Genomic DNA, 14,722 nt, shown 5'->3' on the forward strand with positions numbered 1-14,722 from the left:
TCGTCCTCTGCTTGTTCTGCCGCCGGTTCACCCGTCGCAAGACCTTCTAGGATACCGGAGGTCGCATCCGCCTCGTCCTTTTCCTCAGGCGCCTGCCCGCGCAGACTGTCCAGAACACCCTCGGACCCGTCCTCTGTTTTTGCCTCTACCGGGGCCTGGCCCGCCAGATCCGACAGGATACTGCTGCTTTCATCCGCGGCTTCCTCGGGCAAATCTATGCCACGCAAAGATTCAAGGGCCGTCTCTGTGTCGGCGGAGGGTTCGGAGGCCGACACTGCCGCCAGCAAGCTGGGCGTACGCAGGATCTTTTCGATCAGCGCCTCGGCCCCGGATTTGCCATCCATATAGGCCATCAGGTTTTGCAGCTGGGTGCGCGCCTCCAGCAGCGGGCGCAGCGCGTCCACCTTGGCGGCAATCGCGCCGGGAGAAAAATCCTTCATGCTTTCGAAAGTCAGATCGACCGACAGATTGCCCTCGCCGGTCAGCGTGTTGGGCACCGAAAAGGCGGCGCGGGGCGCCAGCGCCTTCATCCGCGCGTCGAAATTGTCGACATCGATCTCCAGGAATGTCCGGTCCGCCACCGACGGCTGCGGCACCTTCGATTTGCCCGTCAGATCCGCCATCACCCCCATGACAAAGGGCAGCTGAACCTTCTTCTCCGCGCCGTAAAGCTCCACATCATATTCGATCTGAACCCGGGGCGCACGATTGCGGGCAATGAACTTTTGTGAGCTGTCAGCCATCCCCGCCCCCTTTCAGCGCCGCCAGTTCATTGCGCAGCACTTTGATCTCCTGATGCATCTCCAGAACATGTTCGTCGATCACATCAGTCTCCCGGCGCACCAGATCGCGCAGCTGTTCGAATTCGGCTTCCGCCTCAGCCTCCACCGCGGACTGCATGGTATTGACCAGAAGACCGATGAAAAGGTTCAGCACCGAAAAGGCGGTGATGACGATAAAGGGCACGAAGAACGACCAGGCAAAGGGGAAAACCTCCATCACCGGACGCACGATCCCCATCGACCAGCTTTCCAATGTCATGATCTGGAAGAGGGAATAGAGCGACCGCCCCAGCGTGCCGAACCATTCCGGGAAAGCCGCGCCATACATCAGCGTTGCCATCACCCCAAAGACGTAGAAGACGATCGAGATCATGACGATCACCGCGCCCATGCCGGGCAAGGCATCCAGAAGCGCCTGCACCACAGCCCGCATCTGCGGAATGACTGAGAGCAGACGCAGCGCCCGGATCACCCGCAACCCGCGCAGAGCCGACAGCCCCTGTTTGTCCGGCAACAGGCCGACGCTGACGACCAGCAGGTCAAAGATATTCCAGGCCGAGGCGAAGAACCGGAATCCATAGGCGAAGAGTTTCAGCGCCAGTTCGGCAACAAAGATCCCAAGCACAAGCCGGTCGATCCCATCCAGCAAACCGCCAATCTGGGCATCGACCGATTGTGAGGTGCTGAGTCCCAGCGTCACCGCGTTGAAGATGATGACACCCAGGATACCGTTGGTCACCGCAGGGCGTTCCACAAAAATGCGGGCGCGGGCGCGCAGCGTCAAACTCTCTTCGTGGTCTGCGGTACTCAACGTCTCTTCTCCTCTCGCTCTTTGGCAGGCGTCAGGCCGCCGCTTCCACCACGTTATCGACCAGCCCCTTGATGTCCTTGATCGCATCAAGGACGCCCTTGCCCTCTTCCAGGATGGTCAGTTTCTCCAGCTCCTTGATCTTCTGAATGGTGGTACGGTCGTCGATCTCCAGACCGTTGCCCTTCATCACCTCCTGAATTTCAACGAGAAACGCTTCGCGCTCGGCCAGCTTCTTGTTCATGGCAGAGCCAGCCCGTTTCAGATCCATGCATTTCGCGCCGATCTTGACCCCTTCCTTCAGGGTCCTGTTGGACTTCATCGCCTTCATCAGCTTGTCGGCGCTGGCGCCCAGTTTGTCAGCGCGGTGGCGGGTCTTGGTGGTGTGTTCACGGTAGGCCACGCGGGCCTTTTCCACATCGGCAAGGTTGCTTTTGATCTTCTTCACCGAGAAATCCATGATCTTTGCGGCGATGGATTTCAGATCACGCCCCTGGGTGACTTCCTCTCCGGCATCTTTTGCGGATTTCAGCGCTCCCTTGATCGCGGCCATCGGTTTGGAATAATCGAGATTGCCCGCGATATCGCCAAGTCCCTGCCGGTCGATTGCCTGCTGCACCGAGGTTTCCCGCAGTTTCAGAAAGGCAGCGAGCCCCTTTTGCAGGTCCTTGCGCAGCTTGGCTTCGTTCTTCAGCTGCTGATTGATCTCAAGACCCAGTTTGGCCACCTCGACCACGATGGTTTTGTAGGAGGTGATCTCGGCCCCCGACGTGGCAATCAGTTTCGCCACAGAGGCGCCGATCTTGATCACACCAAGGCTGCATTTGACCGTGGTCTTGACCCGCGCCTCTTTTAGCAACTTGTCTTTCTGCGCCTCAGCTTTCAGCGTCTTTTCAACCGCCTTCTGGGCTGCCGGTTCGGCCGAGGCCAAGGCGTTCTTGATGCTCATGTTGGAGTCAGCGATCATCTGCTGCGCCGCTGCCACGTTCTTCTTGGTCGGCTCCTGCATCAGCTCGCCGATCTTCTTGTCGAGCCGGACCGCCTCTTCCTTGATGATCTTCTCGTAATCCAGCATCACCGCTTCGGCGGCCGCTTTCAGACGGTTCATCGCTGTGCTGGGCACCTCTTTGGGCTTCGACAGCTTGCCAGTGGTTGTGACCTCGATCACCACATCCGCACGGTATTTGGGGATTTCCAGATAGATCAGCTTTGGTTTGCTGCGCACGATATCGATGATTGGCAGCGTTGCCTTTGTTACTGTCGTCTTTGCCATCTCAAGATCCTCACTGGTAATATTGCAGCCCCGTCGACCGCTGTTTCCTACTGACTACTTGTGCCGGTTCACCCGGCGCGCTTTGCACCCCTATTCGAATGCGTATGAGAAGGCGTCATCCGCGATGTCGATCTCAACCTTGCTCACCTCCCGGCCCTCCATCAGGCGGCGCAGGAATTCGTTGGAGATGTCTGGCAGCATGCTGTTGGTGACGATGGCGTCGATCATCCGGCCACCGCTTTCCAGCTCCTGACAACGCTCGACGATCTTGTCGACGACCGCATCCGAATAAGAGAACGGCACGCTATGCGCTTCCTCGACACGTTTCTTGATCCGACCCAGCTGCAGCCGGGTAATCTCTGCGATCATGTTGGGGCTGAGCGGATAATAGGGGATCGTCACGAGACGCCCCAGAAGCGCCGCCGGAAAGATCTTCAGGAGCGGATCACGCAGCGCCTTGGCGATGCCTTCGGGTTCCGGCATCAGATCCGGATCAGCGCACATATCCATGATCAGATCGCTGCCCGCGTTCGAGGTCAGCAGGATCAGCGTGTTCTTGAAATCGATCACGCGGCCTTCGCCGTCCTCCATCACGCCCTTGTCAAAGACCTGAAAGAAGATCTCGTGCACGTCCGGGTGGGCCTTTTCGACCTCATCCAGCAGCACCACCGAATAGGGCTTGCGACGCACCGCCTCAGTCAGGACGCCGCCCTCACCATAACCAACATAGCCCGGAGGCGCACCTTTCAGCGAGCTGACCGAATGGGCCTCCTGATATTCGGACATGTTGATGGTGATGACATTCTGCTCACCACCATAAAGGACCTCGGCCAGCGCAAGCGCCGTTTCCGTCTTACCCACACCGCTGGTGCCGGCCAGCAGGAAGACACCGATAGGTTTGTTCGGGTTGTCGAGTCCGGCGCGGCTGGTCTGGATGCGCTTGGCAATCATCTGCATCGCGTGATCCTGTCCGATCACCCGCTTGGCCAGATGCTCTTCGAGCGACAGGATGGTGGCGATTTCATCCTTGACCATGCGCCCCACCGGGATGCCGGTCCAGTCCCCCACGACCGAGGCCACCGCCTGATGATCGACGATGGGCAGGATCAGGGGGCGGTCGCCCTGCAGCTCTTCCAGTTCCGCGTTCTTCTCCTTCAGCTCCTGCATCAGGGTGGCGCGGGTTTCCTCATCCAGCGGGCTGTCGCCAGCTTCTTCAACTTCTTCGGCAGGCGCATCCACCGGCGCGGCGCCCTCGCGCAGCTTGGCGCGCAGCTCAAGGATCGCCTCAACCACGGCTTTTTCCCGGTCCCATTGGCCTTTGAGTTCCGCCAGGCGTTCTTCCTCAGCGGACTTTGCAGCGGCCACAGCCTCGCGCCGCGCGGCAACGTCATAGCCGGCGGTTTCGTCGCGACCGATGATCTCCAGCTCGGTGGTCAGCGCCTCGATCAGGCGCTGGCTGTCGTCCACCTCGGCCGGGACGGCATGCTGACTGACCGCCACACGGGCGCAGGCCGTATCCAGCAGGCTGACGGATTTGTCCGGCAATTGCCGCGCCGGGATATAGCGCGCCGACAGGGTGACCGCCGCTTCGATACCTTCATCCAGAACCTGCACGCGGTGGTGTTTCTCAAGCATCGAGGCGATGCCGCGCATCATCAGGATCGCCTTGGGAATGTCCGGCTCATCCACCTTCACCACCTGGAAACGGCGGGTCAGCGCGGGGTCCTTTTCGATATATTTCTTGTATTCGGCCCATGTGGTTGCGCCAATGGTGCGCAGGGTGCCGCGCGCCAGGGCCGGTTTCAGCAGGTTGGCCGCATCGCCGGTGCCCGCTGCGCCCCCTGCCCCGACCAGCGTGTGGGTTTCATCCACGAACATCACGATGGGGGTGGGGCTGGCCTGCACCTCGTCAATCACCTGCCGCAGACGGTTTTCAAATTCGCCCTTCATGCTGGCGCCGGCCTGTAGCAGACCCACATCAAGCACCAGCAGCCGCACATCCTGCAAGGCGGGCGGAACATCACCGCGGGCGATGCGCAGCGCGAAGCCTTCGACCACCGCGGTTTTCCCGACGCCTGCCTCCCCGGTCAGGATCGGGTTGTTCTGGCGCCGCCGCATCAGGATATCGACGATCTGGCGAATTTCCTCGTCCCGGCCGACGATCGGATCGATTTCCCCATTGCGGGCCTGTTCGGTCAGGTCGGTGCAGAATTGCTCCAGTGCCACGCCCTTGCCCATGGCGCCGGGGGCCATCGCATTGGAAGCTTCACCCGGCTCGGCACCGCCGCCCACGTCGCTGCCATCCTGCGCGCCAAGGCGATCCTCGGGCGAGCCTTCCGTGGCTTCGGCAAAATTGTCGGCCAGATCATCGGCGCCGATCTTGGCCAGCTCGGGCGACATCGACGCCAGGATATTGCGCAAGGCGGGTGTTTTCAGCATCCCCAGCAGCAGATAACCGCTGCGCACCTTGGAGTCGGAATAGAGCAGCGAGCCCCAGACCCAGCCGCGTTCCATCGCATCCATCAAATGATCGCTCAGATCCGAAATCGCCGAGGCCCCGCGCGGCAGCATATCCAGCGCCCGCGTCAGTTCCGTCGCGATCTTGCCGGTGTCCAGGTCATAGTGCTGGATGATCCGGTGCAGATCGCTGTCCTGTAGCGCCAGAAGCTGATGCATCCAGTGGACCAGCTCCACATAGGGATTGCCCCGCATCTTGCAGAATACGGTTGCGCCTTCGACGGCCTGATATCCCAGTTTGTTGAGCTTGCCGAACAAGGCCACACGGCTGATCTCGGTCATTTCACATAACTCCCTCTACTCGTTCTTGGGACCCGGCGGCGACACCGGGATACAGATACAGATCACCCGCATCGGGCTGGTCCTTGTCCGGATCGGGCCGCGAGCGGATCCAGCTGGTATGGCCCAGCCGGGTGCTGCCGCCGAGACTGGCGCGCGGCACCTCGTCTCCGGCCAGCACAAGATTCACATCCCAGTCCAGCACATCCCCGACGTAGGACCGCACGATGGACCGCAGGCGCGAAAGGGCTCTGCCGCCGGGCAGCAACCGGTTGTAATCCGCAAGGCTGAGCGGGCCGATCCGCAGGCGGAACTTGGCGGTTCTGCTCCAGACCTTGTCACCAAGGCTGGTGCTGCGCCCCAAAGCCCCGGATCCCAGTTGCCAGCGGTCATCCGGCTCCAGCTGCAGCCAGCTGCCAACATATTCTTCCAGATGGACAGGCACCTCCAGGAAGGCGGACAGGATCGAGACCAGCCCTTCAGGATGCTTTGCGCCTTGCGAGAGGTGCCCCGAAAAATGCAGCTTCGCCAGATCCGGCATGGCATCGCGATCCGGCAAGCCTTTGCCGCTGTAGCCGGTAAAGGCAGCAATGCGTTTGGCCATCGGATCATCGGCGCGGTCAAAGCTGACGGCCGGCTGCCCCTGTGTCCAGGCCCGGTACAGAAGGCTCAGCATCCGGTGGGTCAGCATATCGGCAAAGGCCACCATGGTCGGGTCGCGGTGGTTCCGTTTGCGATCCCGGGCATATTCCGTCAGGTGCAGCGGCAGCGGACCCTGCGGCCCGAACAGACCAAAGAACCGGTTGGTCAGGCGCGCAGGCCGGTCGCCCTCTGGTGGGGTGAAGCCCGCAATGGTGGAGGGTGGAAAGGCCAGCTCGGCCTCCTGCCCCAGCCGCAGACGGTCCTCGCGCGGTCGACGGCTTTCGCCGAGGCGTGGGGCCTCGGCAAAATGCGCCTCCAGCAGCCGCAGGGCCTGAAAAACGTGATGCTCTTCAGGCGACGCGGCCAGCTGGCCATATAGACTCAGATCATCCGGCCGAGGCCCTTTTCCGGTCGCCATCTGGCAATGTCTCCGCGTTTCTCGGTTCGAAGAACCGTTTCCGTGAACGAATTGATGGTGGCATATCCGCGAAAGAACCGCTCCAGCACGGCCCCCAGCGCATAGATGTTGCTGCCTTCAAAAAAGCTTTCGTCAAATCCGATTGTGATCTCGAGCCCGCGCACGGCGGTCGACAGGATCTCGTCACTCATCCGCCGCACGATGGGGCGGCTCGACACCGATACGATCCCTTCCAATTGCTTTTCGGTGACCCGGTTTCCCAATGGGGCATAAAGGCCCACCAACTCGCGCAGGGCCTCTGCCGCCTGCCCCTTGCCGCTGTCGGCAATCGACACGTAGTTGAGGCTGAGATGGGAAATCAGCCGCCAGGCGGTATCCCCCTGCGCCAGAGTCGGATGCGGCCGCGTCGGAGCGACCGGCAAGGAAATCTTGCGTACCGGGCCGCCCTCCGGCAGGTGAAACACGTCATCGTTCCCGGTTGCCAGCAACAAGGGAAGATCCCGGTTGGTGCAAAGCGCATTGACCGCCAGCTGTTCCAGATGCGGCCCGAAGGGCGCCTGCGTCCGGTCCACCAGCGTCAGGTAGACTTCTGACCCCAGATAGGACGAGCGCACCCCGCGCAGGCGCTCCTTTTCGGATCTTTGCCGCATCCGGCGTTTGATCGTGTAATAGGCGGGATGGGTTTCCCCCGCAGCGGTAAAATCAGTGGCCGAATAGAACGGGCGGAAGACCACGTCATCTTCGCCTTCGCCGCTGATCCCGGTAACGCTCCGCAAGGCGTAGATTTCAAAATCCAGCCCCGCAGTCCGGTTCGGGATCACCTGATGTTCGGTGTCGTTCGGGGTGATACGGACCCGGTCGCAGCGTTTTTCAAACAAGTTCACCGCCGGAACCGCATTCAGCTGAAAAACCTCGGGCACGACGATGGGCTCGATACCGCGCATGCCTTCGCGCAGCAGGATGTAGATATCGACCTCATCTCCCTCGGCACGCTGCAATGCGGGCGCCAGCCCCTGAAGTTCCACAAAGCGGAACCGTTCGGGCATGGCAAAGTATTCCTGGAGCAGGCGATAGCCGTCGTAGGATTGCCGGGGCACCGGCAGCAAAGCCTCTTCGCGGGAAAACCCCTTTTGCACCACGGCGCCATCAGCCAAAGGCGCCTGCCAATCGGCCCTGCGGTTGGTTGACCGCGCGACGACCCCCTGCACCTGGGTGCACAGAAGTTCTAGCAAGGGCCAGCTGTTGCCCGCTGCGCTGGACAGGTAGATCTGCAACCGGTCCATGCCAAGATCGCGCAGCGCTTCACCATCGTTGCGTTTCAGCCGCAGGCGAATACCGGCGCGGGCATCAAAGCCGGTTGCAACCCCGGCGGCCACCAGATCCCCGCGACCGTCGATATACTGGGCCTCAGTGATCTCGATCGGCCACATGGTGATTTCCGCCGCGGTGCGAAATTCGCAAGGGGTCTGCTCCCCTTCGGTCAGGCGCGACCGCAGCACCGAGCCGCGCGGCATAACATAGCCGCTTTTGACGGCAGAGTTGCTGGTATCCGGTTCAAAGGCCGCGATCATCATCGACGGCGTCGGCGCAAGGTAATGCGGATAAATGATTTCCAGCAGGTTCGAAGTGAAATTGGGATACTGCAGCTCCAGCTCCAGCTGCACCCGGGCCGACAGGAACGCGACCCCTTCCAGCAGCCGTTCCACATAGGGGTCGAGAACCTCAACCCCCTCCATACCAAGCCGCGCCGCAATTTTCGGATAGGCCGCAGCAAATTCGCTGCCCATGTCGCGCAGGTAATTCAGCTCGTTTTCATAGTGGTCCAGCAGCCGTGTATCCATTGCTACAGCCCTCGTTCCACGTTTACTTCACCGGTGGTCAGATCAACCTTGCTGCGCAGGTAAAGCTCCAGCGGCATCGGTTGCGCCCACATATCCGCGCGGATCTCCAGAGCCACCGTCATGCCTGCGGCCTCTGTTTCGCCGGTCAGGCGGACATCGACAGACCCTTCGATGATCCGCGGCTCATAGCGGGACACCGCCCGCTCGATCCCGCGCCGGATCATTTCCGTTTTCTCGCTGGTCGAATACTCACCCGAAACTTCACCCAGCCCGTAGTTCAGAACCGAAGCCGCCACCGCCGGATATCTGTCGACCGGAATATGGCTTTCTCCGTTCAGCGTGTTCAGCAGCCAGGACAGATCCCGCTGGATGATATCGCGGAGCCGGTTCAGGTCGATCACCCGCGATTCCCGGCTTTCCTTGCGGTTGCCGGGATCATTGTCCGTCAGCCGATCCAGCAAAGAGGGCTGAAGGCGTTCGGCAAGGGTCTGATCAGCCATCCGTCAGGCCGCCCTGCGGCTCATCCGTGTCCTCGGCGCCATGCAAGCGCAGACTGCGCAGATCCATAATCGCGATGTCCTGATCGCCAATGGTGAGCAACCGCTGACCGATGCCGATATAGGTATTCGCGCCGATATCCTGCCAATCCGTTGCCCGGGCCATCATGGCCTCCGGGTCTGCCTCGGTGCTCTCGGGATATCGGGTTGGCACCAGCGCAACCAGTTCGCCCCCATTCACCAGCGTGATGGTGCCTGCCATCCAGACCCGATCGCGCAGATCAGCCGGTTCATCCAGTTCAAGCGACCGGATCTGGGAAAAGGGCATCCAGAAATACCGGCCGTTGATGATCACCTCCAGCACCGGACCAAGCCGCATATCGGCATCGGCGATCCAGTCAAAGGCCTTGCCATCCGCTTCACCCGGGGTCGCCGGGGCCGCATCAAAAGCCTTGGCCCGGAGCGCTGCGGATTCATCGTGTTTGCCATGCGCCAGAAGTTTCTGCGCCTCGATCAGATGCGCCAGCCAGTCCTGAGGCTCGCCAAAGATCATCGGGGCCTTTTCACCCTGAAAGACCTTTTCTCGGTACACCTCACAAATAATCGCTTCGCGGTAGGTCTGCGCCATGAGCGTGGCGCCCGGATCCAGTTCCGCGCTCAGCTTCAGCTGAGCGATGGCCCGTTTCCAGTCCCCTAGAATACAGAGCAGTTGAAACAGGAAAATTCGCAGTTTCGCATTCGACGGGTCCGCCCGCACTTTGTCCTGCAGGGCCGTCAGCGCCTTACCAGGATCGCCCGACTTCAGATATTCCTCGGGGGTCATGCGCCAACTCCGACAGTTACTTGATCACAAACAAATACCCCGGACGCCCAAAACGTCCGGGGCGAGGGCATATCAGTATTCGAATTTGCCCGACTGAACGTTCCACTGGAAGACAACCGGTTTTTCCAGTTTGCCGGTCTTCTGGTTCGTCGACTTGTAGGTGTGCTCGATCGCGGCATAGGCCAGCGACCAGGTTTCCTCGGGGATGCCATCCTCGCTCGCGGAGATCGAATAACTGTCGACCACCACATCCTTGAGCTTCCATTCGGAATAGGCCAGCAGACCTTCGGACTGGCTATCACCAGAACGACACCAGTGCATGATGATTTCCGGACGCACCGTGCCGTTTGCCACGGATTTTGCAAGCTCGTTGGATGCCTTGCCCATCTGGGAGGTCAGCTCGATCTTACCAAAGTTCGAATTCGCATGCATCCGCTGGGTCGAGCCGAGATCGGTCATTTCGACAGCGCGTTCCACGTTCCAGCTGGCGGACTGGATCACGATCCAGTTCTTGTGGTTCTCTTCGGTTGCATCGCCTTCGATGTCCGAAATCTCGACGAACATATTCGCAGCCATTTTCTATCCTTTCAAATTCAGTACTCGTTAAGGCCAAATGTTTTGTCAGACCCTGTTGTGTGCGGCTGATGAGTGGAAATCAGCCTCCTTTTTCTGAGGGCAGTTTCGACACCAGCCGGAGCGAGACGGAAAGTCCTTCAAGCTGGTAATGCGGGCGCAGGAAAAATTTGGAGCTGTAATAGCCCGGGTTGCCCTCGACCTCTTCGACCACCACTTCCGCAGCGGCGAGAGGTTTGCGCGCCTTCTCGTTTTCCGATGAAATATCGGCGTTGAAATCGACGTAATTGTTGATCCAGTTCTGCAGCCAGCTTTCCATATCCTGGCGGCTTTTGAACGACCCGACTTTGTCGCGTACCATGCATTTGAGGTAATGCGCGAAGCGGCAGGTGGCGAAAAGATACGGCAGGCGGGCCCCAAGGTTGGCATTCGCTGTCGCATCCGGATCATCATATTCAGTGGGCTTGTGCAGGGACTGCGCGCCCATGAATGTCGCCACATCCGTGTTCTTGCGGTGGATCAGCGGCATCATGCCGTTCTTGGCTAGTTCCGCCTCGCGCCGGTCATCAATGGCAATCTCGGTCGGGCATTTCTGATCCACACCGCCATCCGTAGTCGGGAAGGTATGCGATGGCAGCTCTTCCAGTGTACCGCCGCTTTCGACGCCGCGGATCCGCGAACACCAACCGTAAGTCTTGAACGAGCGGGTGATATTGGTGGCCATGCCATAGGCGGCGTTGACCCAGCCGTATTTCTCGCTGCCCGCACCGCTGGTGTCTTCTTCGAATGCGAATTCATCCACCGGATCGGTTTTCGATCCATAAGGCAAACGGCCAAGGAAGCGTGGCATCGCCAGACCAACGTATTTGGAGTCTTCGCTTTCGCGCAGGGACCGCCAGGCGGCATATTCCGGCGTCTGGAAGATCTTGGTCAGATCGCGCGGATTGGACAGTTCGGACCAGCTATCCATCTGGAACAGGGTCGGCTTGGCGCCCGTGATCAGCGGCGCATGGGTTGCAGCGGCGATCTTGGACATCTCGCCCAGCAGTTCGATATCCGGCGGAGAATGGTCGAAGTGATAATCCGCCACCAGCGAGCCATAGGGTTCACCGCCCAGCTGGCTGAATTCTTCGGTATAAAGCTTCTTGAAGATCGGAGACTGGTCCCAGGCAGTGCCTTTGAATTTCTTCAGGGTCTTGCCCAGTTCCTTTTTGCTGATCGGCATCACCCGAATTTTCAGCATCTCGTCGGTTTCGGTATTGTTGACGAGATAATGCAGCCCGCGCCAGGCGCTTTCCAGTTGCTGGAACTCTTCATTGTGCAGGATCAGGTTGACCTGCTCGGTCAGCTTCTTGTCGATCTCTGCCACGATGCTCTCGATCGAGCGCAGGGCATCGTCGGAAATCAGCCCGGTATTGGCCAGGGCCTGTTCGGCCAGCGTCTTGACCGCGCTTTCGACTGCGGTCTTGGCCTGATCGGACTTGGGGCGGAATTCCTTTTGCAGGAGGTTTTCAAATTCGGCGGAGCCAAAGGCGCTTTCGGCAACGGCGGCTTCGGTCTGGAGTTCTTCGTCAGCCATTGTGATCCTCCTTATTCCGCATCAGACCCGGCATCGCCGCCGGGTTTCGGTTGGGCCGCCAGGGTTTTCAGCAGGCTCGGATCCTGCATGATTTTTGCAATCAGATCCTCGGCGCCGGTCTTGCCATCCATGTAGGTCATCAGGTTGCTCAGCTGCGTGCGCGCATCCAACAGCTCGCGCAGCGGCTCGACCTTGGCAGCGATAGCGGCCGGTTTGAAATCATCCATGCTTTCAAAAGTGATATCGACGGCTAGGTTCCCCTCGCCGGTCAGCGTGTTGGGCACGGTGAAAGAGGCACGCGGCGCCATGGACTTCATCCGGTCATCGAAGTTGTCCACGTCGATTTCCAGAAACTTGCGATCGGCGACTGCGGGTTGTTCCACCTCGGATTTCCCGGTCAGATCCGCCATCACACCCATAACAAAGGGCAGCTGGACCTTCTTTTCCGCGCCGTACAGCTCCACATCATATTCGATTTGAACCCGGGGTGCCCGATTCCGGGCGATGAACTTTTGTGAACTTCCGGCCATCTAGGTCTCCTTACTCGTCAATTCCGTGGCACGATGCGGTGATCTTTTCGACCTGTCGTCACACGCCACTGTCCCTGTTGTTTCAATCGTCGTCCTCAATGCCGCCGATCAACTGCACATTCTCCAGCCCGCGCGGCGCCATGTCGTTCATGATGGTAAGGAAATCGGCCCCCACCAGACGCTTTGCCCGCTCCAGCAGTAATGGCACCGGACTCGACGGTTCCTCGCGTGCGTAATAGCCAATGATGCGGTCCAGCATGTTGGACACATCCGCCGGTGAGTTGATCGCCCCCGGCGCAATCCCGGCAGCTGCGGCGGGCGCTGCCACGGCAGCTCCGGCCTCGGCCTCTTCTGCCGCATCGGCCTCTGGCGCCTCGGCGCCCTCTTCGACATTGCCATAGTCGCGCAACCGTTTGGCAATCTGTTGCAGCAGCTTGATCAGCGGATCCAGTTCTGGCCCCTGCCCCGGTGTCTGTTCGTCAAACACCGCAGAGATTGCCTTAACGTTCTCGACCGCCGTTTCAGCCGCCGCCAGCCGGGTCGCGACCCCTTCGGGATCGCTGTCCTGAAAGGCAGCACTTATGGTCGCCTGATCCGGCACCCGCTCCATGTCCGATGGCGCCGTCGCAATCCCTTCGGCCACTTCCATCTCCCGCAGGGAGAAGCGGCCAAATCCGCGGCTGTCGCTCAGAGGCGTGCGGCGCAGAGACCGGTAGACCGGTGAAGGGCCTGCCATGCCACCGGGTTGACCGCAAAGATCCTGAACCGCGTTGATCCGCATGATCGGATCGCCGTCGTCTTCATCAAGCTCGGGGTGGCAGGTGTCCCAATATTGCTCAAGACAGCCGCGCATGAATGTGGTCACATCCGCAAAACCGGACAGACCTTCGGATTGCAGCAAGGCATCGGCCAAAAACACGGCAGCCCGCAGATCGTGACTGCGCTCCAGAACCTCTGTCGCCTTGACCGCGACTTCGCGGTAATCGGGATCCGTCGCCTCGGTGCGCTCATCGCCGATAACGGTTTCTTCCCCCGGCTGAGCAGCAAGCTCCATATCCGTGAAGGCCGGGTCATACTCGAGATTTGCACCGCTTGGTGCATCCTCTTCCTTTGGCTGCAGCAGTACCGCCGGATCCATCTGACCTCCCAAAACCCGGTCAAACGCAGTCCGCCCCGCTACAACAAGTATTCAATCGATACCCATGCAGCGGTGTGAACCGCGCCACTCTAAAACAATAACTTGACGTCAAGTGAGCCTTATCGAATTCTTAAAGTCAATTGTTTTCACGTCCTTTTGCGAGTGGTGGTCATGTGTGCAGACCGGGTTAACGGTGACGATGTCAGGACGATGGTGCGGGAAGGCGCCAAGAAGCGGATGAGCTTTGCCTTCTGCCTGGATGGCTCCAAGGATCCTCTGCTGATGATCCAGCCCGGCAAAAAACCCGAAACCTTGCGCAACCCGGTAAAGCAGGCCGGAGGAACAAACCCCATGGCCTGGGGCACCTATGTTGTGCGGGACGGCGAGATGGAAATGATCTGCGAACAGGCCCCGGGCAAGATGATCACGGCGCTGAAAAAGTTCCTGCAAAGGAACCGGCCCAAGGTGAACGTGCTGTTCTATGATGACGGCGGCAACCTTCTGGACAGTCTCAAACCCGAAGGCGAAAGCAAGGGGCAGGCGGATGTCGATGATGTCTCGGCCACCGGCATTGATGCCAGCGCGGTGGCACCTCTGACACGGCGCCTGAAGCGCATCCAGCCAAGGATTGCACTGGCTCCGGGGCCACTGGAGCTGAAACTGAAACGCGCCCTATCCAAATCGGTCAAGCTGATCAATGCAGGCCGTCTGCAAGAGGCCGAAACCCTGATCGTGGTGATCGAACGGGCCATCGCCCGAATCGGAAAGGACCGCGAAAGCGCCGACAAAAGCATGCGCCGCGGCCAACGGGAAATGGACCAGCGCTCGCTTGGCGCGCAGGTCAAACGCGCCCAAGCCCTCAGGGCCAATGTTGCCCGCGCCCCAGGCCCGGCCCGCGACCGTCTGGACCGGGCCGTACATGTTGCCGCGCGCCTGTTGAAGAAACGCGATCTTACCGGCGCGCAATCGGTCATGGACCGCATCGAAAAAGCCCTGACCACGCTTGTCTGACCCCCCACCCG

General features: G+C 60.1%; 12 protein-coding genes and 1 pseudogene. 1 reads left to right on the forward strand and 12 read right to left on the reverse strand.

The annotated features are described in order from the left end of the window. Positions 1 to 242 precede the first annotated feature (242 nt). From tssB (SM763_RS19270) to tssA, 12 genes and pseudogenes are all read right to left on the reverse strand, one after another. A pseudogene (gene tssB, locus SM763_RS19270) lies at positions 243 to 743 on the reverse strand (type VI secretion system contractile sheath small subunit); the annotation flags it as partial. Further along, positions 736 to 1,593 (reverse strand): ion transporter, encoded by an 858-nt coding sequence (locus SM763_RS19275; RefSeq protein ID WP_274830720.1) that lies wholly within the window; start codon positions 1,591 to 1,593, stop codon positions 736 to 738. The gene SM763_RS19275 and the pseudogene tssB (SM763_RS19270), both read right to left, overlap by 8 nt. Positions 1,594 to 1,624: 31 nt before the next feature. Beyond that, positions 1,625 to 2,863 carry a hypothetical protein gene (locus SM763_RS19280; protein ID WP_274830721.1) on the reverse strand — a complete coding sequence of 413 codons (1,239 nt, stop codon included), beginning with the start codon at positions 2,861 to 2,863 and terminating at the stop codon, positions 1,625 to 1,627. A 90-nt stretch (positions 2,864 to 2,953) separates the two neighbouring features. Continuing rightward, the gene (gene tssH, locus SM763_RS19285) at positions 2,954 to 5,662 is read right to left on the reverse strand and encodes a type VI secretion system ATPase TssH (protein WP_368999464.1); all 2,709 of its coding nucleotides are present in this window, start codon (positions 5,660 to 5,662) and stop codon (positions 2,954 to 2,956) included. A 1-nt stretch (position 5,663) separates the two neighbouring features. After that, complete coding sequence (gene tssG / locus SM763_RS19290; protein WP_274830723.1) at positions 5,664 to 6,719, reverse strand: type VI secretion system baseplate subunit TssG; 1,056 nt, start codon at positions 6,717 to 6,719, stop codon at positions 5,664 to 5,666. Then, on the reverse strand, positions 6,683 to 8,560 hold the full coding sequence (gene tssF / locus SM763_RS19295) for a type VI secretion system baseplate subunit TssF (RefSeq protein WP_274837458.1): 1,878 nt from the start codon (positions 8,558 to 8,560) through the stop codon (positions 6,683 to 6,685). The genes tssG and tssF overlap by 37 nt, the downstream gene beginning before the upstream one ends. Positions 8,561 to 8,562: 2 nt before the next feature. Beyond that, complete coding sequence (tssE, locus tag SM763_RS19300) at positions 8,563 to 9,060, reverse strand: type VI secretion system baseplate subunit TssE (RefSeq protein WP_274830725.1); 498 nt, start codon at positions 9,058 to 9,060, stop codon at positions 8,563 to 8,565. Then, the gene (locus tag SM763_RS19305) at positions 9,053 to 9,880 is read right to left on the reverse strand and encodes a type VI secretion system accessory protein TagJ (RefSeq protein ID WP_368999465.1); all 828 of its coding nucleotides are present in this window, start codon (positions 9,878 to 9,880) and stop codon (positions 9,053 to 9,055) included. Before SM763_RS19305 ends, tssE begins: the two co-directional genes overlap by 8 nt. Positions 9,881 to 9,952: 72 nt before the next feature. Beyond that, the gene (locus SM763_RS19310) at positions 9,953 to 10,456 is read right to left on the reverse strand and encodes an Hcp family type VI secretion system effector (RefSeq protein ID WP_274830727.1); all 504 of its coding nucleotides are present in this window, start codon (positions 10,454 to 10,456) and stop codon (positions 9,953 to 9,955) included. Positions 10,457 to 10,535: 79 nt separating this feature from the next. Then, on the reverse strand, positions 10,536 to 12,032 hold the full coding sequence (gene tssC, locus SM763_RS19315) for a type VI secretion system contractile sheath large subunit (protein ID WP_274830728.1): 1,497 nt from the start codon (positions 12,030 to 12,032) through the stop codon (positions 10,536 to 10,538). Between the two features lie 11 nt (positions 12,033 to 12,043). After that, positions 12,044 to 12,562, reverse strand: coding sequence for a type VI secretion system contractile sheath small subunit (tssB, locus tag SM763_RS19320; protein ID WP_274830729.1), 519 nt, complete (start codon positions 12,560 to 12,562; stop codon positions 12,044 to 12,046). Between the two features lie 82 nt (positions 12,563 to 12,644). Continuing rightward, positions 12,645 to 13,700: a type VI secretion system protein TssA gene (gene tssA / locus SM763_RS19325; RefSeq protein WP_274830730.1), complete on the reverse strand. Its 1,056-nt coding sequence runs from the start codon at positions 13,698 to 13,700 to the stop codon at positions 12,645 to 12,647. A 171-nt stretch (positions 13,701 to 13,871) separates the two neighbouring features. Here tssA and SM763_RS19330 point away from each other — a divergent pair, with 171 nt between their 5' ends. After that, positions 13,872 to 14,711: a hypothetical protein gene (locus SM763_RS19330; RefSeq protein ID WP_274833998.1), complete on the forward strand. Its 840-nt coding sequence runs from the start codon at positions 13,872 to 13,874 to the stop codon at positions 14,709 to 14,711. Positions 14,712 to 14,722 lie beyond the last annotated feature (11 nt).

This window comes from Pseudophaeobacter sp. C1-32P7, assembly GCF_041008775.1.
GTDB lineage: Bacteria > Pseudomonadota > Alphaproteobacteria > Rhodobacterales > Rhodobacteraceae > Phycobacter > Phycobacter gallaeciensis_A.